Origin of the sequence: Paenibacillus koleovorans NBRC 103111 (genome assembly GCF_004000845.1) — a bacterium.
Lineage (GTDB): Bacteria > Bacillota > Bacilli > Paenibacillales > NBRC-103111 > Paenibacillus_AA > Paenibacillus_AA koleovorans.
On the sequence record NZ_BIMA01000008.1, the window covers coordinates 1 to 24274 of the forward strand.

Consider the following 24274-nt stretch of genomic DNA (forward strand, 5'->3'; position numbering starts at 1 on the left):
CCGCCCGCCGCGCCGTCGGAGCCGCCAGCACGGCCCGAGCCGCCGCCGACTGCATCGCTGCTGACGCCGCGCGAGCGCGGCTCGCTGGGCCGCTCGAGTCGCGCCGCGGCCTCGTGCAGCAGCTCCGCGTGCGCCGGCCGCAGCCGGTCGGCGAACACCCACAGCGTGCCGATGTGGGTGAACTCGCCCCACACGGCCGGCGACGCGAGCCGCTGCCGTGCCGGCTCCCAGCGCTGCCGCCCGCGGTACAGCACTTCGCCGCCGGCGGCGCGGGAGACCGTGAACCGGCTATCGTACAGGCCGTACTGGAACGACTCCCCGCGCAGCGAACGGCCCGGGCAGACGATCTCCGTCAGCGCCGCGACCGCGCCGTCGCCGAGCTCCAGCATGCACTCGCTGTGCAGCCTCGCGTCCGCGTACAGCATGAGAGGCTGAGGCAGCCACTCCAGGCAGCCGTCCCGCTCGACGCGGAAGCGCAGCCGCTGTCGGCTAGCCCTGCCGTCGGACGGATGCACCTTCGTGAACGACTGGCTGCCAATCTTCACCGAAGCGCCCGGCTCCAGCCACCAGGCCTGCTCATACACGTCGCCCGCCATGAGGCCAGGCGAGCAATCCATGACGATGACGCCGGCTTGGCCGTCGCCGCCCGGCTGCTCGAACGTCTTGGCCAGCTTAAGCGGCGCACGCGCGAAGCTCTCCGCGAGCTGAGTCTTGCCGTTCGGCGCTACGATGAACTTGGCTTGCAGGGCGGCCGGTTTACCCAGCATGGGCAGCCGGCTCCGCATGCCGCATCTCATGCTCGATCCAGCGGGTAAGCTGGTCCAGCCCTTCGCCGCTGAACAGGTTGGTGAAGACGAACGGCTTCTCGCCTCGCATGCGGATCGTATCCTCCTCCATGACCCGGAGGCTGGCGCCGACATGGGGAGCCAGATCGATTTTGTTGATGACCAGATAATCCGAGCGGATGATGCCGGGGCCGCCTTTGCGCGGAATTTTTTCCCCTTGGGCGACATCGATGATGTAGATGAAACGGTCGACCAGCTCGGGACTGAACGCCGCCGCCAAGTTATCGCCGCCGCTCTCGATGAAGATCAGATCCAGATGCTCGAATCGGTGCTGGAGCTCCTCCACGGCTTCGAAATTCATCGAAGCGTCTTCCCGGATCGCCGTATGCGGGCAGCCGCCCGTCTCCACTCCGATGATCCGCTCCTCCGGCAGCACGCCGGTGCTCATCAAGATGCGTGCATCTTCCTTGGTGAAAATGTCGTTCGTGATGACGGCCAAGCTGAATTGGTCCTTGAGCGCGCGGGACAACCGTTCCACTAGCGCGGTTTTGCCGGAGCCGACCGGGCCGCCGATGCCGATTCGGACCGCGCGGTCGCGCTTCATCGGCGGGGTTTCCCAAACATGGTGGTGATGGTGATGATGCTGGCCTTCCTTGCACATGGACAAAACCTCCTGATTTGGATTCGAACGATTCGAACCTATGACATAAACAGCCTGGAGTACAGTTTCTCATGCTTCATCATCGCGGTTTCGGCCAGCGGGGTGCTGCTGTACCAGTCGAACGGATCGAGCGACTCGGCCAGCGCCCAAGCTTCCTGAACCGCCGGCAGCAGCCTGGCGATCAAACGCTGGCCTTCCGTCTGGCCGATCGCCATCAATCGCAATGCGCAATTGACGGCATTGACCGTGCAGGCGTACAAGTACCCTTCGCCTGCCGTGCGCAGCTCGACACCAAGCCGAAGCGCCGCCAGCCCGAATACGGTCGGGAAGGCGCCTGGGCATTTCCGGGCGGACACGCCTTCGACCAGCGGCGACCAATCCTCGTCCGGATACAGCTCCCGGACGAGCTGGAGCAGCCGGCGACCGATCTTCGCCATGCCGGTCCGCGTCTCCGCCGCCGCTCGGGCCAGGTGCAGCTCGCGGTCCAAGGCGTACACGCTGGACCAATCGCCAGCCTGGCCGCCGAACACATAAACCCCTTTGACCGCGAGCGCATCGGTCGTCGCCCAATTTCCTTCGAGCATGGCGCGGATATAGCTCTCCAGCTCGGCTCCGGTGCGGAGAACGCCGTCCTGCACGAGCGTCTCCAAGCCGAACGAGTGCGAGAACGCCCCGATCGGCAGCGCGGAGTCGAGCAGCTGGGCGAAGCGGAGCCAGCTCCCGTCGGCGAGTCCCCCTTGTGCACTCCCCATCAGAACAGGAAGAACAGCTGCGCCATAGGTAGCACGGAGGCGGGCTCGCAGGTAACCGGCTGTCCGTCGACCTTCACTTCGTACGTCTCAGGGTTCACTTCGATCGAAGGAGTCGCGTCGTTGTGCACCATATCTTTTTTCGTCACACTGCGGCAGCCCTTCACAGGTTCGATCCGCTTCGTCAGCCCCAGCCGCGTATGCACGCCTTGTTCGAAAGCGGCCTGCGATACGAAGGTGAAGCTGCCTGTCGCGACGGCTTTGCCGAAGGAGCCGAACATCGGTCTTCCGTACACGGGCTGAGGGGTAGGAATCGAGGCGTTCGGATCGCCCATCTGGGCATAGGCGATCATGCCGCCCTTCAGGATCATCTCCGGCTTGACGCCGAAGAAGGCGGGGCTCCAGAGCACGAGGTCGGCCCATTTGCCGGCTTCCACCGATCCGACCAGGTGACCGATGCCATGTGTCAGCGCCGGGTTGATCGTATATTTCGCGATATAGCGCTTGATGCGGAAGTTGTCGTTGTCTTGCTCAGGGTTTTGCTTGCCGCCGCCAACGCCACCACCGCCGCCGCCGCTGCCATCCTCGGCTAGGACGCCAAATTGTTTCTTCATCTTATCGGCCGTCTGCCAAGTGCGGATGATCACTTCGCCGACGCGGCCCATCGCTTGCGAATCGGAGCTGATCATGCTGAACACGCCTTGATCGTGCAGCACGTCCTCGGCGGCGATCGTCTCCGGTCGGATGCGGGAATCGGCGAACGCTACGTCCTCCGGGATGCGGCTGTCGAGATGGTGGCACACCATCAGCATGTCGAGATGCTCTTCAATCGTGTTAACGGTAAAAGGACGCGTAGGGTTCGTGGAAGAAGGCAGCACATTCAGAAAGGAAGCGGCTTTGATGATATCGGGTGCATGCCCGCCGCCTGCGCCTTCCGTATGGTAAGTGTGGATTGTTCGTCCGCCGATTGCCCTCAGCGTGTCTTCCACGAAACCGGCCTCGTTCAATGTGTCCGTGTGGATCGCCACTTGAACGTCATAGAGATCGGCCGCCTGCAAGCAGGTATCGATTGCCGCCGGCGTAGTGCCCCAGTCCTCGTGCAGCTTGAGGCCGATTGCGCCGGCTTCGATCTGTTCGGTTAGCGGCTCGAGCGAGGCAGCGTTGCCTTTGCCCAGAAACCCGAGATTCATCGGAAACGCCTCCGCCGATTCGAGCATGCGCTCCATATGCCAAGCGCCGGGCGTGCAGGTGGTAGCATTCGTGCCGGTGGCCGGCCCGGTGCCGCCCCCGATCATTGTCGTGATGCCGGATGCCAGCGCCGTCTCGATCTGCTGGGGGCAGATGAAGTGAATGTGGGTATCAACGCCGCCGGCCGTAACGAGTTTACCTTCAGCTGCAATAACCTCCGTACTCGCGCCGATAATCAACTCGGGATGGACTCCGTCCATCAGATCGGGATTGCCGGCTTTGCCGATCGCTACGATCCGTCCGTCGCGCAAGCCGATATCCCCCTTGACGATCCCCCAATGATCGATGACGACGGCGTTCGTAATGACGGTGTCGAGCACCCCGTCGCGGCGGGTAAGGCGTGCATTTTGCCCCATGCCGTCGCGTATTACTTTGCCCCCGCCGAATTTGCATTCATCTCCGTAAACCGTGTAATCATGCTCGATCTCGGCCCATAGCTCCGTGTCCGCAAGTCTTACGGCATCGCCCTTGGTCGGCCCGAACATCGCCGCGTAGGAGGAACGAGTGATGATGCTCATGGCTGTCGCCCTCCCTCCGGTAAGGAAGTCCATGCTTGGAGCCGCAGACGCACATCCTCCGGCAACGCGCCTGTGTTCGCCTCGCCTGCGCTTTCATTGCCCACGCGCTCCGTCGGTCCTTGCGTCAATCCGTTCATACCGTATACCGCCTTCGCCCCGCCGATCTCCACCAAATCGACAGGCTTCGACTCGCCGGGCTCGAATCGTACGGCAGAGCCGGCCGGGATATCGAGCCGCATGCCGAACGCAGCTTCTCTCCGAAAGTGCAGCTCTCGATTCACCTCGAAGAAATGAAAATGAGAGCCTACTTGTACAGGGCGATCTCCCCAATTGGCCACCTCGATCCGCGATGTTCTTCTGCCTGCGTTAAGCTCCACTAAACCGTCGCGGAGCCGGTATTCCCCCGGGATCATGAAGCTTCACCTCCCGAACGCGTACGTATCGGCTGATGCACCGTCACCAGCTTCGTTCCATCAGGGAACGTGGCTTCCACCTGCACCTCATGGATCATTTCGGCTACTCCCTCCATCACTTGACCGCGGTGGAGCACAGTCGCTCCATAAGCCATCAGGTCGGCGACGCTCATCCCGTCCCTGGCCGCTTCCAGCAGCTCGGAAGTGATAAGCGCCAAGCTTTCCGGATAATTCAGCTTCAGTCCGCGGCCCATCCGGCGTCTCGCCAAATCGGCGGCAAGCGTAATAAGCAATCGGTCCTTCTCTCTTTCCGTAAGATGCAAGCCGCTCCCCCCTCTAAACCGCCTTCTTTGTCCAAAACTTAACAATGGTTTGAAGATCATTATAGGGGAAATCCTGACTTTGTGTAAATAAAATTTTCTTAACATGTAATATAAAATAACATACATATTACGTACGTGTTCCTGTGATTCGGGGGTTTTTTGTTATTTTTTTGCAATGTTCGTGTTTTGTCCTAATAATATTCCGATTTTGACTGTGAATACAGTGTATTTAGTCCGAAAAACGAACATTCCAAGAAAATTTGAATTAATTTTACGTTAGATATATTGACATGTGATGGTGTGTGGCTTTAACATAAAACTTGCAATACCAAATCTTGGATTGGGGGTCAATCTAACAGATGAGAAAAACTACCAAGCAAAAAATCGTATCCGCCTTGGCGGTTACGGTGATGGCGGCAGCGGTCATGACGGGCTGCGCCGAGAGCAAGTCGACTGGCGGGAGCGGCGGGGACATCCCGGTCGGGGTGCTGCACTCCTTGACCGGTACGATGTCGATCAGCGAAGTGTCCGTGAAAGACTCGACGATGATGGCGATCGAGGAGATCAACGCCGCCGGCGGGGTGCTCGGCAAGAAGCTGAAGCCGATCGTCGAGGACGGAGCGTCCGATCCGCAAATTTTCGCCGAGAAGATCAAGAAGCTTATTCAGAAAGATGAGACGGCCGTCGTATTCGGCGGATGGACATCGTCGAGCCGCAAAGCCATGCTTCCCGTAGTCGAGCAGAACAAAGGCCTTCTTTTCTACCCCGTGCAATATGAAGGACTTGAAACATCCCCTAACATCGTTTACACCGGCGCCACGACCAACCAGCAAATCATCCCTGCGGTGACTTGGCTGCTGCAGAACAAAGGCAAAAAGTTTTTCCTGCTCGGCTCCGACTACGTCTTCCCTAGAACGGCCAACAAGATCATCAAGGCGCAGCTCGTTGCCGAAGGCGGAGAGACAGTAGCCGAGGAATACACGCCGCTTGGCCACACGGACTATAGTACGGTGATCAGCAAAATCAAGTCCGCCAAACCTACCGTCATCTTCAACACGCTGAACGGCGACAGCAACGTAGCCTTCTTCAAGCAGCTGAAGGACGCCGGCATTACGGCCAAAGACATTCCGGTCTTGTCCGTGAGCGTCGCGGAGGAAGAAATTCGCGGCATCGGAGTTACCCAACTGGCTGGTCATTACACGTCCTGGAACTACTACCAGACGACCGATACGCCGGAGAATAAGAAGTTCGTCGAAGCTTACAAAGCCAAGTTCGGCAAAGACCGCGTGACGGCCGATCCGATCGAGGCAGGCTATCTGGGCGTATATCTGTGGGCGGAAGCGGTGAAGAAGGCGGGCTCGTTCGAGCTCGACAAAGTGAAGGCCGCACTGAAGGACGTAACGATCAAGGCGCCTGAAGGCGACATCAAGTTCGATGCCGAAACCCAGCACATCTATAAAAAGGTTAGAATCGGGGAAGTGGGGTCGGACGGCTTGATTAAGGAAGTATTCAGCACGAAGGATGCCGTAAAGCCGGATCCATGGTTGACTACATTCCCTTGGGGCGCTGAAGTGTCGGGTAAAAAGTAAGCGGAACGATTCCTTTCCATCGGGAGGGCTAGCCTTAACCGGCGGCTCTCCTTCCAATATCCAGAGAGTGGGGATGCTATGAGCTTACTGCTCTTGCAGCTGTTCAACGGAATTAGCGTCAGCTCGATTCTGCTGCTGGTAGCGCTCGGGCTAGCCATCACATTCGGCCTGATGAATGTCATCAATATGGCGCACGGCGAGTTCATTATGATCGGGGCGTACACGGCTTACATGATTCAGCAATGGTTCAAGAGCCGGATGCCGGAGTCGATGTTCGATTTGTATTTCGTCGTTTCCTTGCCAGCAGCCTTCGCCCTGGCTTATGCGATAGGGTGGTTGCTGGAAACGCTGCTCGTGCGCCACCTTTACAAAAGGCCGCTCGACAGCCTGCTCGCGACATGGGGCGTTAGCCTCATCCTGCAGCAGCTGGCGCGTACGCTGTTCGGCGCGCCGAACAAGGCGGTTCAAGCTCCCGGCTGGCTGGAAGGCGGCTGGACGATTACGGAGCAATTGATTTTGCCTTATAGTCGGTTGTTCGTTATCGGTCTCGTCGCGTTGATCTTGATCGGCATTTATTGGTACTTGTACCGCAGTCGCGGAGGCCGGAACATGCGGGCGACGATGCAGAACCGTCAGATGGCGGCTTGCCTCGGCATTTCGACACGCCGGCTGGATGCGCAGGCGTTCGCTTTCGGCTCCGGCATCGCCGGCATTGCCGGCTGTGCCGTTGCGCTGCTCGGGCCAATCGGCCCTTCGCTCGGCACCTACTATATCGTAGATGCGTTTATGGTGGTCGTCCTTGGCGGCATCGGCCAATTGGTCGGCTCGCTGTTCGGCGCGCTCAGCATCGGCGTGCTGAACACAACGCTGGAATACGCCACATCGGCTACGATCTGCAAGGTCATCGTGTTCACGCTGATCATTGCGTTCCTGCAGTGGAGACCGTCCGGGTTCTCCTCGATGCGGTCGCGGTCGCTCGATTGATCTTGCGGAAGGATGTGATTCGATGGGAAACTCAACCTCAGCTTCAGGAGGACGCTATAAAAAGACGAGGCCGATCCCGGCGCCGGAGCGAGCGGAGGGAGCGCTGCGGCGAGCGAAGATCGCGATCACGATGCTGCTCGTCACGCTACTGGTCATAGCGCCGAATTTCATGACCGAATTCCGCCTTTCGCTTTTGGCCAAATATTTGACCTTCGCCATCCTCGCGCTCGGCATCGATCTCATTTGGGGGTATGCCGGCATTTTGAGCTTGGGCCATGGCGTGTTCTTCGGCCTGGGGGCTTACAGTATGGCGATGCACTTGAAGCTGGTTGCGTCGGACGGAGCGCTTCCGGATTTCATGTCCTGGAGCGGCGTCGAGTCGCTGCCCTGGTTCTGGATGCCGTTCGAGTCGGCCGTGTTCGCGCTGGCGGCGGCGGTTGTGCTCCCGATGCTATTAGCAGGGGCGCTTGGTTATTTGACGTTTCGGAATCGGATCCGGGGCGCTTTTTTCTCGATTTTATCGCAAGCGCTCGTGTTGATTATCGTGACGTTGTTCATCGGCAGGCAGGGCTTCACCGGAGGGACGAACGGGTTAACGAATTTTCATTCGTTCTTGGGCTTCAATCTGAACGATACGTCTACGAAAATCGCGCTTTATTATGTGGTGCTGCTGCTGCTGGGCCTTGTGTACCTGCTGGGAAGGCTGGCGGTTCGGGGGCGATTCGGGCGCATTCTGACGGCGATTCGAGACGGTGAGAACCGGGTGCGGTTCCTCGGGTACGATCCGGTGGCGTACAAGGTGTTCGTGTTCAGCCTATCGGGAGGCCTTGCGGGGCTGGCGGGCATCCTGTTCGTGCTGCTGGAAGGAATTATTTCTCCGGCTCAAATGGGCATCGTTCCTTCTATCGAGATGGTGCTGTGGGTTGCGATCGGGGGGCGGGGCACCCTGGCCGGGGCCGTATTCGGAGCGCTGCTCACGAATTGGGCGAAGACATCCTTCAGCGAATCGTTCCCGGAGGGCTGGCTGTTTTTCCTCGGTGGGCTGTTCGTGATCGTCGTCTTGTTCCTGCCGCGGGGCATTGTCGGCGTATGGACGGACGTGATTCGTTGGACTAGCGAAAGGAGGGGCTCGCGTGGGAAAACGGCTGCCGGTTCAGGCGGAAGTGGAGTTGGAGGAGACGGTACAGGAGCCGGGAGCAGCGTCGGTCATGCCGGGTGATTCGAATGACGTAGCCGATGCATTAGGTGCCATTAGTGCCGTTGGTGCTGTTGGTGCCGTTGTGCTGCAGACGGAAGGTTTGGAAGTCAGCTTCGACGGCTTCCGTGCGATACGCGGCGTCGACTTCGCCTTGCAGCGAGGGGAGCTTCGTTTCCTGATCGGGCCGAACGGCGCGGGGAAGACGACGCTGCTCGATGCGATCTGCGGCAAGGTCAAGCCGTCTCGCGGCACGGTGCGGTTCGACGGCGGCACGGACCTGGCGAAGCTGCAGGAGCATCGCATCGCGCAACTGGGTATCGGGCGCAAGTTCCAGGCGCCTTCGATCTTCGCGGAGCTGACGGTGTGGGATAATCTCGAGCTCTCGATGAAGCAGCCGCGCGGCATTTGGGCTGCGCTTACCGCAAGGCTAAGCGGCGAGCAGCGCAGCGAGATCGAGCGGATGCTCGAGCTGATCGGGCTGAAGGAGAAGCCGCGGCTGCAAGGCGGCTCGCTGTCGCACGGCGAGAAGCAATGGCTCGAGATCGGCATGCTGCTCATCCAAGAGCCGAAGCTGCTGCTGCTCGACGAGCCCGCCGCCGGGATGACCGACAAGGAAACGATGCAGACCGGGGAGCTTCTGCATACGATTGCCGCCGATCGGTCCATCATCGTCGTCGAGCATGATATGGAATTCGTACGCGAATACGCACGTCTGGTCACGGTCATGCATGAGGGTCAGATCCTGTGCGAGGGAACGATGGAGCATATTCAGCAGGATGAGCGCGTCGCGGAAGTATACTTGGGCAGACGGGGGGAGCGGCATGCTTGAGATCCAAGGTTTGGCCTCCGGATACGGAGAAAGTATGGTGCTTCGCGACGTCAGCCTGAAGGTATACCCCGGGCAAGTCGTCTGCCTGATGGGGCGCAACGGCGTAGGGAAGACGACGCTCCTGAAGAGCATTATGGGGGTGTTGCCGGCTAAGAGCGGTACGGTGCGGTACGCGGGGAAGGAGCTGACGAAGCTGCCCCCGGATCGGCGTGCGCGAGCCGGCATCGGCTATGTGCCGCAAGGACGCGACGTGTTCGCGCAGCTGACCGTGGAGGAGAACTTGCTGCTCGGGCTGGAGGCGCTGGCGTCGGGGGCGGCATCGGCGCCGGGCAGGGGCTGGTTAGGCGCCGGGAGGCGGCGTTCGGTGCCCGAGGAGGTGCTGGACACGTTCCCCGTGCTCCGGGAATTTCTGCGACGCCGCGGCGGCGACTTGAGCGGCGGCCAGCAGCAGCAGCTCGCGATCGCGCGTGCGCTGGCGGCGAAGCCGTCGCTGCTGCTGCTCGACGAGCCGATGGAGGGGATCCAGCCGTCCGTCGTACAGCTGATCGAGGACGTCATAGCCTCGATCAAGGCGTCGCGGACGACTTCCGTGCTGCTCGTCGAGCAGAGCCTCGAGTTCGCCACGAACATCGCCGACTACTACTACGTGCTGGACAAAGGCACTATCGTCGCGCAAGGCAGCTCCGCCGAGCTGTCGGCGGAGGATGTCCGCCAACATTTGACGGTGTAAGCAGCAAGGCAGCTCTCCCTGAGGTTCAGGGGGAGTGGCTTTTTTTTTGTATAAAGTGAGGCATATCGCTATTTGCTTCATTATTTGTTTGCAGTAGATTGGAGGGTGCTTCCATTTACATGAATTACTGATACAATGAGTAGTATTACTTTGGAGCTATCGCGAAGAGACGTGTGTTTGCTGGCAGGGAGTAAGTTTGATCTACCCTACGAAAGGAGGAACTCCACCGTGACGCAGGAACCCCGCAAAATCACAAAGCACCAGCTCGAATCTTACATCGATTCTCCGGCTAAGCAGCAACAACTATATAAACGGACTTTGTTCATTGTGGTGCTCTCGCAAATTTTTGGAGGTGCCGGGCTTGCAGCAGGTGTGACGGTCGGCGCTCTTCTGGCGCAGGACATCTTGGGGAAAGAAAGCTTTACCGGCATCCCCTCGGCGTTGATCACGCTTGGATCGGCAGCGGCTGCTTTGTTGGTGGGACGTCTTTCGCAGCGCTTCGGGCGCCGACTGGGACTAGTTGCAGGGTTTTGGGCAGGAGGTATTGGGGCTGTCGGTGTTATAGTTGCTGCCGTGCATGAGCATATTCTTCTGTTGTTCGTATCGCTTCTACTATACGGGGCGGGAACGGCATCGAATTTGCAGGCGCGGTATGCGGGTACTGACTTGGCCAAACCGACGCAGCGTGCAAAAGCAATTAGCGTGGCGATGGTTTCAACAACTTTTGGGGCGGTGGCGGGTCCTAACTTGGTGGATGTAACCGGCGAGTTCGCAGTTTCCATTGGAATTCCGGCTTTGGCAGGTCCCTTTATTTTAGCGGCAGCAGCTTTCATTTTTGCTGGATTTGTCCTTTTCTTTTTTCTCAGACCGGACCCGCTCGTTATTGCCAAAGCCATCTTTAATTCGCAAAAGGAGCAACCCTCAACCCATTCCGCAGCAACCCAACCGATAGCATCTCCCAAGTACAATAGAGGGTTGATCGTCGGGGCGACTGTCATGATTCTCACACAGATCGTGATGGTCGCTATTATGACGATGACTCCGATCCACATGAAGCACCATGGCCATAGTTTAAGCGCTGTAGGGTTAGTAATCAGTCTTCATGTTTGTGCGATGTTTTTGCCTTCGCTTTTTACGGGTTATTTGGTTGATAAAATCGGTCGTACAGCGATGTCCCTAGCATCTGGCGGCGTTCTCTTGGCGGCGGGCCTTGTTGCGGCTTTTGCGCCGGCGGATTCGATGCCAATACTAATACTAGCACTTGTTTTGTTAGGGCTCGGGTGGAACTTTGGTTTGATTAGCGGAACCGCCATTATTGTAGATTCGACCACCGCCGCAACTCGCGCCAAAACACAGGGAACAATCGATGTGCTGATTGCATTGGCCGGAGCATCGGGGGGAGCCGCTTCAGGATTGGTTGTAGCCAGCTCCAGCTACTCCATGCTTTCTTGGGCTGGTGCAGGGCTGGCGTTGTTGCTAGTTCCGGTTGTGTTGTGGTCTCGTGGGAAGAGCTAGTGTAAAGTCCAATAGATTCAAGGTGATGCGATGAGCCATTTTGCCAAAGGTGCTTCACCTGAATGGAATTCGCCACGCTATTCAAGTAGGGGAATAGTTAAGGCTGCCGAATCTTCGGCAGCCTTTTACACACTTCCTAGCCCCGCACCTCAAACGAAACCTCCGCAACCTCCGCGCCGTTCACAAGAATCGCCAAACGGTGCTTGCCCGGATAATGCTTGCGGGTCGTGAGGTCCCTGAAGCTTAGCTTGCGCGAGATCGTTTCGTTCCCGCTGAACTGCTTCTTCTCGGACAAGTGGAACAGCTTCTGAGAGGTTTTGCCGTTCGCTTTTACGTAGTCGATGCCGAATTGCAGCCGGAAGGTACACGGATCGCTGCTTGACAAGACGAACGAGAAAACAACTTCTTCCCCTATCCGAATGTCCTGAGGCTGGACCGTCATATTACGGACCTTCACCGACTCCGACAAGCCGGCTCCTCCGAAACCGAACAACTGAAGGGCTTCCGGATCGCCTTTTTTGAGCAAGGTGCGGCAGCCGTGCTTGAGAATCCAATCCGTTCGGGGATCGTGTCCCATCCACTCCTGAGCTATTTTCAGCACAAGCTCCGGATGATCCTTGGAAATATCATTCAGATTGTTGGCGACGCTCCGCCTGACATAATCGGAGGGATCCGCTTTCAGCGCCTCCAGGATCGGAAGAAGCGGATCGGGCTGCGCCTTCAATCGGCGAAGCGGTGCCGCCCAAGGCAGCCGGGGCCGGCAACCTTCGCTTGCCAGCCGGCGCACATGCTCGTCCGGATCGCTTGTCCACTCGAGCATCGTCTTCAGCATGCGATCCTGATCGCGCTCGATAAAAGGACGAATCGCAAATTCAGAGCTGCTTGACGGGGTGAACTTTTTAAGCGCATGAACCGAAGTGTTCCAATGGTCAAGTCCGAAAACCTCCACGAAATCGGGAAAGAACAAATAAGGAAATCCTTTGCATTCCCCCGCAAGCCGCTCTAGAATCTCCACGGCCTTCTCATAGTCTCCCGGCAGAAACTTCCCCAGCGCCGCCGAAATATGCCGCATCCGCTCCTTCAGTTCCCGACTTTCCCAGGCATCATCGAACACGGTTTCAAGAAATTGCCTTTCATCAAAAGAAGCATATTCCCGCCTAACCTTGACCGCAAAACTATCCAGCAGCTCGCGTGTATATATGTTTTTCAACGCATCCATTTCCGTACCTACCCTCTTGTGAAGTCCGTGTCCATCAATCAGTTTATCATATTTCCCCATCTGTTGATGTAAGAACGGATCGATTGCGTTATACTTTGGATATGTAAGTTTGCAGCAAAGGGGAATCGGAGATGGAACACCATTTACATGGCGAGTACAACGGGTTGCTGGCGGTACTGGCTTATTTGATTGCGGTTATTGCATCCTATACGGCATTCGAATTCGCAGGCCGTATGAGTGCGGCGGTGGGCCGGACACGCAGAGGGTGGCTAATTGGCGGCGCCTTCTCCATGGGGATCGGGATTTGGTCCATGCATTTTGTGGCCATGCTCGCTTTTTCCATGCCGATTTCCGTCTCGTATGAGATTTGGATTGTAGCAGTCTCGATGATCGCGGCCATGTTCACATCCTATTTGGCGTTGGTGATCATCAGTCAGAAATCATTTTTGCTGCGAAATTTGTTCCTGGGCGCTGGCTTAATGGGTGTAGGCATTACTGTGATGCACTACACGGGGATGGCGGCCATGAATATGAATGCTTCCATCCATTATGATCCGTTTTTGTTCGGGCTGTCCATCCTCATTGCGGTTGGGGCTTCTTTGGCGGCTTTGGTCATCGTTCGCCTGCTGCGGGAGAAGACGGGGTTGGTTGGCAACTTACTGAAAGCAGGTGCCGGTCTAGTGATGGGAGCAGCCATCTCAGGCATGCACTACACGGGTATGGCCGCCGCATCGTTTATCGAGAAAGCCGGAGCAGGTCCGGACGGGATGTCGCTCAATCAGGATATGCTTGCTTATGCGGTGATTGGCGCTACTTTTGTGATTTTGCAATCCGCTCTGTTCATGACCTATCTGGATCGCCGGACCAACGATTTCAGTGTACAGAATGCCGAGGTTTCCAAAGCCAGAGACGAAGCGCTTGAAGCGAGTTTGTTCAAAAGCCAGTTTCTAGCCAATATGAGTCACGAGCTGCGCACTCCGCTGAATGCGATTATTGGGTATAGCGATATGTTGAAAGAAGAAGCGGAGGAAATGGGAGAACAAACCTTCGCCAATGACTTGGAAAAGATCAATACCGCCGGCAAACATCTATTGTCGCTGATCAATGATATTCTGGACCTCTCCAAGATTGAAGCGGGGAAAATGGATCTGTTCCTGGAGCCTTATGAGATTCCGGGACTTGTGCAGGAAGTGCAAAGAACCGTTTATCCGCTGATGGAGAAAAATCAGAACCAGCTGCTTGTCGAATATCCGGAGGGCTTTATGCTTACGGACGTTACGAAGCTGCGCCAGCTTCTTCTGAACTTGCTGAGCAACGCGAGTAAGTTTACGAAGGAAGGCCAGGTGAGACTAAAGGTTACATATGCGAAGGAGCAGGGGATAGCGGGAGTCGCTTTTCGCGTGGAAGATTCGGGCATCGGGATGACGCCGGAGCAGATGGAGCATCTGTTCGAGGCTTTCCGACAAGGAGATTCCTCCACTACGAAGAAGTTCGGAGGAACGGGACTCGGGCTCGCCATAACCAAGAAAATTACCGAAATGATGGGCGGAACGATCCATGTAGAGAGCGAATATGGCAAAGGCTCGACATTCACGATCTGGCTCCCGTTGCTGCAGGCTCAAGCCGGTGAGGAAGCGATTCCTATAGCGGACCATTTGGATGAAGAGCAGGAAGGGCTGCAGCAGGAGTCGGCAGGCGGCACTACGGTACTGATCATAGACGATTACCTGGCTGCGCATCAACTGATGCGGCATTACTTGGAGCAAGAGGAATGGAGGCTAGTGTTCGCCAGCAATGGTCAACAAGGGTTGAACCTAGCTAAACAGCTGCGGCCCGCGGTTATTTGTCTGGATGTGCTGATGCCGGGAATGGACGGTTGGTCCGTTTTGTCCCAGTTGAAAAATGACCCCGAGCTAGCTGGTATCCCTGTAGTGATTATTTCCATGACGGATGATAAGAGTCTAGGTTATGCGCTGGGCGCGGCGGAATTTATGACGAAGCCGATTGATCGGGAAAAGCTGCTGCCTGTCCTGAACAAGCTGCTGCTTGAACGCGTGTCTCCTTCCATTCTTGTGATTGAAGATGATATTCCTACCAGTCAGATGATGTACAAGATGCTTGAGAAAGAAGGATACCGGGTCGCGAGAGCTGCCAATGGTCATGTAGCCTTGCAAAGCATGGCCCAGACGATTCCACAACTCATCTTGCTTGATCTAATGATGCCGAAGATGGATGGCTTCGAATTCGTGGCAGAGCTGCGGAAGCGCGAGGAGTGGAGTTCGATTCCCATCGTTGTCATCACCGCGAAGACCATTACAGCCGAAGATCAATTGCGCTTGAACGGCTATGTGAAAAATATTATCCAAAAAGGCACGCTCGACCGTAAAGCTTTGGTCCAAGAGATAAGAAAGCTTCTCGCAGATTCCACTCAGGAAACTGAGAACGAGAATAGAGTCAGTTAGTCGATTCTTTCTTTCCCAATTAAATTGAATTCTACTTCCACTTTGCTGCCGAACAAACAAAAAGTCGGTGGCTTTTTTGTGCGCAGACATTCGAACTAAGAAGGAAATAGATTACTAATTATAGAAAACATTAACTGGGGAAATTCAGACGATTTTTTAAAGGAGAAACGCATGAAACAATTCCTTCTGACCCGACTGCCATTCTTGTATCCCATGAGGATCACTCAGCTTCGACTCCAAAGGGTGGTCCGGGATGCCTTGTCCTTGAAGAGGTTTGCCACAACAAAAACGGAGAGTGTGCTGCCGGTTATTTGCAAAAAGCATCAGTCGCTGCTCAGAAGAAAGCTGGGATCCTCGGACCCGAAGCTCCAGGAGAACAAAATCACCAACTTAAGTATTAGCATCCGAGCGATGAACGGCATACTGATCCGCCCGGGGGAGACATTTTCTTTCTGGAAGCTGGTGGGGAAAACGACGACGAAAAAAGGCTATATCGAAGGACTGTTGTTGTCCCAAGGCGAAGTTAGGAAAGGAGTTGGCGGGGGCCTCTGCCAAATGGCGAATCTGTTGTTCTGGCTGGCGTTGCATACACCCCTTCAGATCGAAGAGCGGCATCATCACAGCTTCGACCCGTTCCCGGACGACCATCGCGTCTTGCCCTTCGGCAGCGGCGCCAGCGTGTTCTATAACTACATCGATCTAAGGCTCAGCAATCCGACCGATCAAAGCTTCCAATTCAAGCTGTGGCTAACCGACGAGCATCTCAAAGGGACCGTGCTGACGGAGCGGGAGTGGCCGTTTTCTTATCATGTGTTTGAGAAAAATCATGCTTTCCTGCAAGAGAACGGTAAAAACTACAGAAGAAACGAAATCTGGCGTTCGGTCATCGATAAGAAAACCGGGAATGAAGTTCGCCAGGAGCTGCTAATCCGAAATTTCTCCGAAGTCAAGTATGAACTCCCTGCCACGGAGCTAGCAGCAGTCACACAACACTCATAGTATGGGTTCCGCATCTAATCAAATGAACAAATAAGGCCGACCAGAGCTGCTCTGGTTGGCCTTTTCAAACCAAACTAAATCTCAATATCGACACCGATGCTGTCCAGTCTGCCGGCCTCCCGGATAAACGTCACCACAGCTTGATGATCTTCATTCACCGCGTAGGCGTCCAGCGCTTGCTGGTTCTCGAAGCGGATCATCAGGATGACTTGGTACTCCTTGCTTTTCTCCGCCATGTTCAAGCCTGCCTGGATTTCGACGATGCCGTTCAGCTTGCTCTTCAGCGCCTTGAAACGACTGGCCACTTCCAGCAGCTGCTCCTGGGTCGTCGTTGGGGCAAATTTCAATAGTACGGTACGTTGAATCATAGTAAGAGTAACCTCCTTTTTGGTCAAATATCTACCATTTTACAAGGGATCGGACCAGAGATCAATCTACTCCATCGCAGCGAGCTCATGATCGAACCATGTGTGGGACTCGCCGGTGTTCCAATTCTCGATCGTATTGTTCGGATATTGGATATAGATCGTTCGGGATGTGTCCAGATAGTGCAAGCCGGAGGCATAACTGGAAAGGCGCTCGGCTTCAAGCTTGGTGTTCAAGCGGTAGAGGCCGGTCGTATCCGGAGTAGAATGTTCCGGACGTATCGCCTTGATTACGACGTAAAGGCTGCCGTCAACTGCCGCCGGATTCGATAAGACAGGGTTCGTAAGACCAAGGGCGACTACATCCATTCCGTTGTACCGCTCATTTACGATGTGGAGCTGGCCGTCACGGTCAATGAGTCCGAGTCCGGCGGTTCCTGGTATTGGTCCGGACCCGAAGCGCCAGGGCAAACTCGCGGACGTGATCCATACGGTTCCGTCGGGATTCGGCATGACCCGGTCCAGAATGCGATTGAATTCCTTCAACTCGGTCGACGTGCCATTCCGAACGAGAAAGTTGTAAGTCGTTCCATAGTTCGGACCGACCGTAGCAATTCTCCATTTCAGATTAATCGAGAGGATATCGCCTTGATCTCCTGCCGGATACTCCTTAGCTGTTAGGACGGGCGACCCCCATACGGCGGATTCCCACACATCGGAGTCCGTTAGCGTGTACACTTTCGTGTCCCCGTAAAACAAATCGCGGTCTTGGCGCTCCGGCGTTACGGGTTGCCCGGCAAGGGGATGCTCTGAGGCAGACCGGCTGCCGCGCAGCTCCTCCAGCTCTTCCCGGCTTTTCCACTCGAGCCGATAGGTGCTTTTATCCATCTTGATCATGGCTTTGTTCGGGTCCCCCGTGAGCATGGACTGGAAGTACAACGCATGGTCGTCGTCACCAGGCAAAGGACCGATGACGTTCTGACCGCCGATCAGCTCTAGCCCGCCCGTCTCGATCAAACGGATATCAATTTGCAGAATGTCGTGCACGAAATTCCAAGTCAGGGGCATGTAAATAATATTTTGGAAGGTCAAGAACGGATAAGGCTCCGATCCATTGTCAACGGCAATTTCGTTCAGAGCGATATTGCCTTCCGCCAACCGGGCGGTAAACGGTCCGCGCCTGGGGACGTCGCTGAGATCCTGCACAAGCGGAGTTATTCGAGCCGGTCTGGGGAAATTGCGATTGGTCCAAATCCGCAGGCCCTCGGCTTCCCCCCAAGCCGACTCGATGCCAAGCGCTTGAAGATGGTTCCAAGTTAGAGGCAAGTAAGTGATGTCTTGATAAAACAAAAAGGGGTACTGGCTATGGGTCATATCCAAGGGCTGTCCATTGATCGAAATGGGGAAGGAAGGTAGAGTCGCTCGAACGGATGGACTAGCCGCATGTAGGGGAGTAAAAGTCGCCAGTGTGCTAACTAGTATGACAATCGCAATCAGCCCTAGTTTGAATCGTGAAAACATGTTTGTTCACCTAACTTCGCAAATGATTTACTAGGTTAGACGCAGTTCATCAGGAAAATGTTTTGCGTAATAGAAAATTTTGGTGAAAATGTGAAGGGTTATACCTCTCCATTTTCCCGAACCAACGGCAACTTGAACGTGCTATTATGAATAGGAAACGTCTATCAACCAAGGAGGACTTTATGAAAATTCATAGCTATGAACTGTTCCAAGTGCCGCCGCGCTGGCTCTTTCTGAAGATTCAGACCGACAACGGGCTTGTAGGCTGGGGAGAGCCGATTGTGGAAGGTCGGGCCGAGACGGTGAAAGCATGTGTGCACGAGTTGATGGAATATTTGATCGGCAAGGACCCGATGCGCATTGAGGATCACTGGATGTTGCTGTATCGGTCGGGGTTTTATCGGGGAGGGCCGATCTTGATGAGCGCCATTGCGGGGATCGATCAAGCGCTTTGGGATATTAAGGGCAAATTTTACAACGCCCCGATCTATCAGCTGCTAGGCGGCGCTTGTCGGGATTCGATCCGCGTCTATTCCTGGGTTGGAGGCGATCGGCCGGCTGAGGTGGCGGAAGCGGCGCAGAAGGCGGCGGCAGCCGGATTCACTGCGGTCAAGATGAACGGTACGGAGGAGCTGCAATACGTCGATTCCTATGCCAAAATCGACGAAGCGGTAGCCCGGATCGCCGCCGTGCGGGATGCCTGCGGTCCTGCCATGGGGATCGGCATCGACTTCCACGGCCGCGTCCATAAGCCGATGGCGAAAATTCTCGCCAAGGAGCTGGAGCCGTTCCGCCCGATGTTCATCGAGGAGCCGGTGCTGTCCGAGAACAACGAGGCGCTGAAGGAGCTGTCCAAACACACCTCTATTCCGATCGCGACGGGGGAGCGGATGTACTCGCGTTGGGACTTCAAGACACTCCTCGCCGATGGCGTCGTCGATATTATTCAGCCGGATCTGTCGCATGCGGGCGGCATCACCGAGTGCAAGAAAATCGCCTCGATGGCGGAAGCCTACGACGTGGCGCTGGCGCCGCACTGTCCGCTCGGCCCGATCGCGCTAGCGGCATGCCTGCAGGTGGATGCGACGGCGCACAATGCGTTTATCCAGGAGCAGAGCCTCGGCATCCACTACAACAAGGGCAGCGACCTGCTCGATTATTTGACGGATGCGGATGTGTTCGACTACAAGGACGGCTTCGTGAAAATCCCGCAGGGGCCGGGTTTGGGACTCGAGATCAATGAGGAAGTTGTAAGAAAAATGGCCGAAGTCGGGCACAACTGGAGAAATCCCGTGTGGCGCCATCAAGACGGCAGTATTGCCGAATGGTAGGGCTCATGCTCGCGAGCGCTGAGCGCGGTATTCGCTTGGCGCCATTCCCTCGCGCCGCTTGAACGAGCTGGACAAGTGGTGCAAGTCAGTGAACCCGCACTGCTCGGCGATTTCCGCGAGAGTCAAACTCGTTTCCGCCAGCAGCTCCTTCACATGCTGCAGCCGAAGCTGGATCAAATATTGATGCGGCGAGACGCCGAAGCGTTGCCGGAACAGTAGATGGAAGCGGGATTCTGACAAATGCGCGGCCGCCGCCAGCTCTTGCACGGGAAGCGGTTCGCTGAGATGCAAGGCTAGATAGGCGGGAATCCGGTCCAACGCTTGGTCGATCGTCGAATGCCGGGCGTTCCAGCCGGAATACTGCTTGAAGAGGGCGATGGTCAGCTCCGAGATCAGGTGGTTCGCCTCGACTCGCTGAAGCGCGTCTTCACTCATCCACAGCTCGACGGCATGGAGGAAGGTCGCTCTGAACTTGGCAGGCTGCGCCACATGAACGAGCAGGGGCACATCTAAGCCGAACTCGCTTAGCGACGGTTGCATCAAATGAGGATACGCCTCCAGATCCACCGTGCCTTCGTGAACGGCAAAGCTCATCTCGCGCAATGGATTGTAGAACAGGTCGAAATGCGCGAAGGCGCATACGAGAGGCTGGGTGCTAATCAAGCTTTTCAGCTGATTCGGCTGGAACAACAGGATGTCGCCTTCTCGGACGGCATAAGTCTTGCCGTTCAGCACGGCTTCCGCGATGCCTTCCTGCATAACGAGCATGTAATAGTCGAGGATGCGGCGGTCTTGCGGTCTTGTCGGAGCTTTGCGTACGGCATACCCCGCGCTTCGGATATAAGGGGCTAAGGGCATATTTGAGTACGGCGCTTTGTTGGTATGAATCGTTTCCATCCTACTCCAACCTCCGGTACATGACAGTACTTTTTTACAACCAACTCAACTCCATTATACATCCTCAGAGCTTCTGCCGTACGGTAAGATTCTGATCAGGGAGTTCAATATGGAGTTGGGGAGGATGAAATGAGATGGCGCTGCTGTCACAGGATCAAGTGGATTTTTACAAGAGGGAAGGGTATTTGATCGGGCTGCCGAAGGTGTTCGATGAGGAGCAAATGAAGTCGCTTAACGAGGGGCTTCAATCGTTAGTCGGGCAGTTGGACGCCGATGAGAAGCTGCTGGACATCCGAGAATGGCATCTGTCGAGCCGGTGGCTGTACGATCTCTGCACGACGCCGCTTATCCTGGATTACGTGGAAAGCTTGCTCGGACCGAATTTTTATTTGTGGGGCTCTCAATTTTTCGCCAAAGAACCACGGTCCAAATCGAGAGTAGGCTGGCATCAGGATTCGTATTATTGGCCGCTTTCGCCGCATCATTCCGTGACTGTATGGCTCGCTTTCACCGATGTCGACGTCGCGAACGGCGCCATGTATGTCATTCCGGGCTCCCACAGAGCCGGATTGATCAAGCATATTACGACGGAAGAGGAATTCCTGAACCTGGAGCTCGAGCTCGGCTCGTTCCGGGAGCAGGACAAGGTGGCGTTGGAGATGAAAGCAGGTCAATTGTCGCTTCACGACGATGCGATGGTACACGGCTCGCCGGCGAACAACTCCGATCGCTGGAGAATCGGACTGACGATTCGCTATTCGGCAACGGATGTGAAATGCGACTTGTCCAAAGCTCCGCTGTTCAAAACGATGCTGGTGCGGGGGGAGGACACTTTTAACCACAATCCGGTCGCCCCGATCCCGGCAGAGCCTTACGCGCGCTTGCCGAAGGACCAGTACCTTCACATGGAGCGCGTCATCAAATAAACAAGCGGGAGGCGCATCCTTCCATGCGAGTGGACGCCCATCAACATTATTGGAAGCCCGAACGGGCCGATTATGGCTGGTTGACGCCGGCAACCGGATTGCTGTATGCCGATTATTTGCCGGCGCACTTGAAGCCTTACTTAAGACGATTCGGAATTGACAAAACGATTGTAGTTCAAGCCGCTCCTACGGTGGCGGAGACGGAATTTATGCTGAGGCTGGCGGATGAGGACGAGACGATCGCCGGGGTCGTGGGGTGGTTGGACTTGGAGTCGGAGCCGGACGCGTTCCTGGCGGAGTTTCTGCGACTCAAGCAGCATCCTCGATTCGTGGGCATCCGGCCGATGATCCAGAACTTGCCAACGGAGTGGATCTTGCAGGAGCAAGTGCTTCAGAATCTTAGAACGCTGGTGAAGTACGACTTTCCGATCGATCTGCAAGCTCGACCGAGACATCTCGGCGTGTTGATCGAATTGTTCGAGCGAGTGCCCGGATTGCGTGCCGTTATCGATCATCTGGCGAAGCCGGAAGTCACGCTGCAGAAGCTGGAGTCCTGGAGAACGGAAATCACTTCCCTGGCGCGCTGTGAGACGGTTCTGTGCAAGCTGTCGGGGATGGTGCCGGAGGTGCTCGATGGCGTCTGGGGAGTCGACGATTACTTGCCGTATGTGGAGACGATCTTCGAGGTTTTCGGTACGGAGCGCGTCATGTTCGGCAGCGACTGGCCGGTCTGCTTGCTGTCCGCGACATACGAGGACGTCTGGAAGCTGTTGGAGCTGAACTTGCCTCCCGGTCTGACGGCTCGTGATCGACGATTGTTGTATGGGGAAAATGCAGCCCGGTTCTATGGCATTCTCTTCTCGTAAAAAATCCCCCTTAGCTGATCGCAGCTAAGGGGGACATATTTTTATTGCGCCGTAAATTCGGTAATTCGGCCTTCCACTTTCGGGTTCACGGAATTGTGCTTGATCAAATATTGCTCCATCAACTCGTACATGGTTATGCCTGTGTTGAACGGCTTGCCGCCCGCGAACATCGAGTAGCCGTCTCCGCCAACCGCGATGAAATCATTGGTCGCCACTTTGTACGTCTTGTTCGGATCGATCGGCGCGCCTCCGACCTTCACTTCGGTTACGCGTTGTCCGGCCGGTTTGGCGGGATCATAGGAAAACGACATGCCGCTGATTTGCGGGAAGCGACCTGCGCCGGACTCCACTTGGCTGACGCCGTTTTCCAGGGCTTCGCGAATTTGTTGCCCCGTAGCATTCAGAACGACCAAGGTGTTAGGGAACGGCAGCAAGCTGTACAAGTCTTTCTTCGTGATATCGCCTGCAGCCAGCTGCACGCGAATGCCTCCGCCGTTCACAAGCGCGACATCGGACTCATAGCCTTTGATCGACTTGGACTTCTCGAGCATCGAATCGGCGATCAGGTTGCCGACATTGCTTTCCATCTTGCGTACAATCGTGCGGTCTCCATCAAGAGCGACATCCGTTTTCGCGATGACCACGTTCATGACGGAGTCGATTTCCGTTGTGATCTGTTTGACCATCTCGGCGATTGCCGGATCCTCAGCCACCGTCTCGTCATACTCGGTCAAACCGCCGGAGAAAGCTACGAGCTCCTTGTTCAGGTAAACCAGCTCGGCCTTGCCAAGCGACTTGCCGTACTCCCAGTCTTGCACGATGTAGGTTCCGTTCACGAGCTCCGGGGTGCGGATCGGCGTGTGGGTGTGACCGCCGACGATCAGGTCGATGCCCGGCACTTGTATGGCGATTTCGCGGTCGGTTTCGATGCCGATATGGGAGACGACGATGACGTGATCGACGCTTTTCTTGAGCTCCGGCACCATTTGTTTGGCGACCTCGACCGGATTGCGGAATGTCAGTCCTTTTACATTGTCGGGATGGGTCAGAATCGGCGTCTCTTCGGTCACGAATCCGAGGAAGGCGAACTTCTCTCCACCGATCGTCGCGTAGGTAACCGGCTCGAGCAGTTGACTGCCGTCGGCCTTGAACACATTGGCGTTGATCACCGGGTAGTCCAGCATGCCCTTCAGCTTCAGCAGCTGCTCGTAGCCAAAGTCGAATTCGTGGTTGCCGGCCGCCATCGCTTCATAATCAAGCGAGTTCAGAATCGGAATGATGGATTCGCCCTTGAATTGGTTGACGAAAACGGTCCCTTGGAACGTGTCTCCGGCGTCGAGCAGCAGGAAGTTCGGGTTTTCCGCTCTCCATTGTTTGATGAGCGTAGCCATCTTGGCATAGCCGTATTCCTTATTCGTTTTGTCTTCTTGAATATGACCGTGAACGTCGTTCGTATGGCCGATCGTGATGCGAGTCGTGATGGCTTCGCCGACGGCGTTGAAGAAGGCGTCCCGGCTCACTTGATCCGCTGCGGTCAACTTCACGTTGTAGCCGGCGCTGCCCGCCATTGCGCTGATGCGGCTCGCGGTCGGCTTTTGATCCGGATTGGCGGCTTCTTGCGGCGTTACGATGCCTTTGCCTACTGCCCAAGCGAGGATGCCGGACGCCCAATGGTTGTATGCTGCATTCGGAGACAGGTTGGATTGCCCTTGCAGACGGGAGAGCACTGTAGCGACTTCGGCGATGGTTACGTTCCGAGCAAGCTCCAATTGGCCGTTGTCGGAGCCTTGCAGAATGCCTTTCTTCTGCATCCAGGGTGCGTGTGCGATAGGTTCGGCCGGGGCGGCGCTTGCGATCCCGGCTGTCCAGACCGCGGCTGCGACGGTTAGTGCTCCTAGTGTGATGACTTTCAGGCTAGCTTTCAAACGAAACCCTCCTAGCAAATCATAATAGAGTGCTAGGTTTAGCATAGGGCCGAATTGTTAGGAGAGCTTGGTTTATATGTAAAAAAGAAGTTAAGTTTGTAGGCGGCGTTCGGTCTGAGCCTCAGGATTCGTTCTGAGAACCTATGTATCCAGTCTGAGTACCATATTTCCTTAAGTGGGCAGTAAAGTAGCGATCTGAGTACCCAAGTAAACAAAATCGG

Annotated in this window: 22 protein-coding genes; 11 read left to right on the forward strand and 11 right to left on the reverse strand. The window is 56.0% G+C overall.

Features of this window, described 5'->3' with window-relative positions:
* The 6 genes from PKO02S_RS04100 to PKO02S_RS04125 all read right to left on the reverse strand — a co-directional run.
* Positions 1-767, reverse strand: a 767-nt coding sequence (locus PKO02S_RS04100; RefSeq protein WP_164821281.1) for an urease accessory protein UreD, incomplete at its 3' end; no start/stop codon positions are given.
* Positions 757-1446, reverse strand: coding sequence for an urease accessory protein UreG (ureG, locus tag PKO02S_RS04105; RefSeq protein WP_127579825.1), 690 nt, complete (start codon positions 1444-1446; stop codon positions 757-759). The genes PKO02S_RS04100 and ureG, both read right to left, overlap by 11 nt.
* A gap of 38 nt (positions 1447-1484) precedes the next feature.
* Positions 1485-2198 (reverse strand): urease accessory protein UreF, encoded by a 714-nt coding sequence (locus tag PKO02S_RS04110; RefSeq protein ID WP_127579826.1) that lies wholly within the window; start codon positions 2196-2198, stop codon positions 1485-1487.
* The gene (gene ureC, locus PKO02S_RS04115; protein ID WP_127579827.1) at positions 2198-3961 is read right to left on the reverse strand and encodes an urease subunit alpha; all 1764 of its coding nucleotides are present in this window, start codon (positions 3959-3961) and stop codon (positions 2198-2200) included. Before ureC ends, PKO02S_RS04110 begins: the two co-directional genes overlap by 1 nt.
* Positions 3958-4374: an urease subunit beta gene (locus PKO02S_RS04120; protein WP_127579828.1), complete on the reverse strand. Its 417-nt coding sequence runs from the start codon at positions 4372-4374 to the stop codon at positions 3958-3960. The genes ureC and PKO02S_RS04120 overlap by 4 nt, the downstream gene beginning before the upstream one ends.
* The gene (locus tag PKO02S_RS04125) at positions 4371-4697 is read right to left on the reverse strand and encodes an urease subunit gamma (RefSeq protein WP_127579829.1); all 327 of its coding nucleotides are present in this window, start codon (positions 4695-4697) and stop codon (positions 4371-4373) included. Before PKO02S_RS04125 ends, PKO02S_RS04120 begins: the two co-directional genes overlap by 4 nt.
* 425 nt (positions 4698-5122) lie before the next feature.
* On the opposite strand from PKO02S_RS04125, the gene urtA reads away from it, so the two are divergent.
* From urtA to PKO02S_RS04155, 6 genes are all read left to right on the forward strand, one after another.
* The gene (gene urtA / locus PKO02S_RS04130; RefSeq protein WP_373865188.1) at positions 5123-6286 is read left to right on the forward strand and encodes an urea ABC transporter substrate-binding protein; all 1164 of its coding nucleotides are present in this window, start codon (positions 5123-5125) and stop codon (positions 6284-6286) included.
* Between the two features lie 78 nt (positions 6287-6364).
* The gene (gene urtB / locus PKO02S_RS04135; RefSeq protein WP_127579831.1) at positions 6365-7270 is read left to right on the forward strand and encodes an urea ABC transporter permease subunit UrtB; all 906 of its coding nucleotides are present in this window, start codon (positions 6365-6367) and stop codon (positions 7268-7270) included.
* Between the two features lie 130 nt (positions 7271-7400).
* Positions 7401-8489, forward strand: coding sequence for an urea ABC transporter permease subunit UrtC (gene urtC, locus PKO02S_RS04140; RefSeq protein ID WP_127579901.1), 1089 nt, complete (start codon positions 7401-7403; stop codon positions 8487-8489).
* On the forward strand, positions 8479-9297 hold the full coding sequence (gene urtD / locus PKO02S_RS04145) for an urea ABC transporter ATP-binding protein UrtD (protein ID WP_127579902.1): 819 nt from the start codon (positions 8479-8481) through the stop codon (positions 9295-9297). The genes urtC and urtD overlap by 11 nt, the downstream gene beginning before the upstream one ends.
* Positions 9290-10027, forward strand: a complete 738-nt coding sequence (gene urtE / locus PKO02S_RS04150) for an urea ABC transporter ATP-binding subunit UrtE (protein WP_127579832.1) — start codon at positions 9290-9292, stop codon at positions 10025-10027. Before urtD ends, urtE begins: the two co-directional genes overlap by 8 nt.
* A gap of 228 nt (positions 10028-10255) precedes the next feature.
* The gene (locus PKO02S_RS04155) at positions 10256-11542 is read left to right on the forward strand and encodes an MFS transporter (protein ID WP_246066826.1); all 1287 of its coding nucleotides are present in this window, start codon (positions 10256-10258) and stop codon (positions 11540-11542) included.
* A 136-nt stretch (positions 11543-11678) separates the two neighbouring features.
* On the opposite strand, the gene PKO02S_RS04160 is transcribed toward PKO02S_RS04155, so the two are convergent.
* The gene (locus tag PKO02S_RS04160; protein ID WP_127579834.1) at positions 11679-12761 is read right to left on the reverse strand and encodes a DNA alkylation repair protein; all 1083 of its coding nucleotides are present in this window, start codon (positions 12759-12761) and stop codon (positions 11679-11681) included.
* A 131-nt stretch (positions 12762-12892) separates the two neighbouring features.
* Here PKO02S_RS04160 and PKO02S_RS04165 point away from each other — a divergent pair, with 131 nt between their 5' ends.
* Positions 12893-15223: an MHYT domain-containing protein gene (locus tag PKO02S_RS04165; RefSeq protein WP_127579835.1), complete on the forward strand. Its 2331-nt coding sequence runs from the start codon at positions 12893-12895 to the stop codon at positions 15221-15223.
* Positions 15224-15487: 264 nt separating this feature from the next.
* On the forward strand, positions 15488-16222 hold the full coding sequence (locus PKO02S_RS04170; protein WP_246066827.1) for a VanW family protein: 735 nt from the start codon (positions 15488-15490) through the stop codon (positions 16220-16222).
* Between the two features lie 74 nt (positions 16223-16296).
* Here PKO02S_RS04170 and PKO02S_RS04175 read toward each other — a convergent pair whose 3' ends face one another.
* The gene (locus PKO02S_RS04175; RefSeq protein ID WP_127579837.1) at positions 16297-16590 is read right to left on the reverse strand and encodes a Dabb family protein; all 294 of its coding nucleotides are present in this window, start codon (positions 16588-16590) and stop codon (positions 16297-16299) included.
* Between the two features lie 66 nt (positions 16591-16656).
* The gene (locus tag PKO02S_RS04180) at positions 16657-17961 is read right to left on the reverse strand and encodes a hypothetical protein (RefSeq protein ID WP_127579838.1); all 1305 of its coding nucleotides are present in this window, start codon (positions 17959-17961) and stop codon (positions 16657-16659) included.
* A 329-nt stretch (positions 17962-18290) separates the two neighbouring features.
* Here PKO02S_RS04180 and dgoD point away from each other — a divergent pair, with 329 nt between their 5' ends.
* Positions 18291-19439: a galactonate dehydratase gene (gene dgoD, locus PKO02S_RS04185; RefSeq protein ID WP_127579839.1), complete on the forward strand. Its 1149-nt coding sequence runs from the start codon at positions 18291-18293 to the stop codon at positions 19437-19439.
* 3 nt (positions 19440-19442) lie between these two features.
* Here the strand turns inward: dgoD and PKO02S_RS04190 are convergent, their stop codons facing one another.
* Positions 19443-20336: an AraC family transcriptional regulator gene (locus tag PKO02S_RS04190; protein WP_127579840.1), complete on the reverse strand. Its 894-nt coding sequence runs from the start codon at positions 20334-20336 to the stop codon at positions 19443-19445.
* Positions 20337-20470: 134 nt separating this feature from the next.
* Here PKO02S_RS04190 and PKO02S_RS04195 point away from each other — a divergent pair, with 134 nt between their 5' ends.
* On the forward strand, positions 20471-21262 hold the full coding sequence (locus PKO02S_RS04195) for a phytanoyl-CoA dioxygenase family protein (RefSeq protein WP_127579841.1): 792 nt from the start codon (positions 20471-20473) through the stop codon (positions 21260-21262).
* A gap of 23 nt (positions 21263-21285) precedes the next feature.
* Positions 21286-22128 (forward strand): amidohydrolase family protein, encoded by an 843-nt coding sequence (locus PKO02S_RS04200; protein ID WP_127579842.1) that lies wholly within the window; start codon positions 21286-21288, stop codon positions 22126-22128.
* A gap of 41 nt (positions 22129-22169) precedes the next feature.
* Here the strand turns inward: PKO02S_RS04200 and PKO02S_RS04205 are convergent, their stop codons facing one another.
* On the reverse strand, positions 22170-24053 hold the full coding sequence (locus tag PKO02S_RS04205; protein WP_373865187.1) for a bifunctional metallophosphatase/5'-nucleotidase: 1884 nt from the start codon (positions 24051-24053) through the stop codon (positions 22170-22172).
* Positions 24054-24274: the final 221 nt, after the last annotated feature.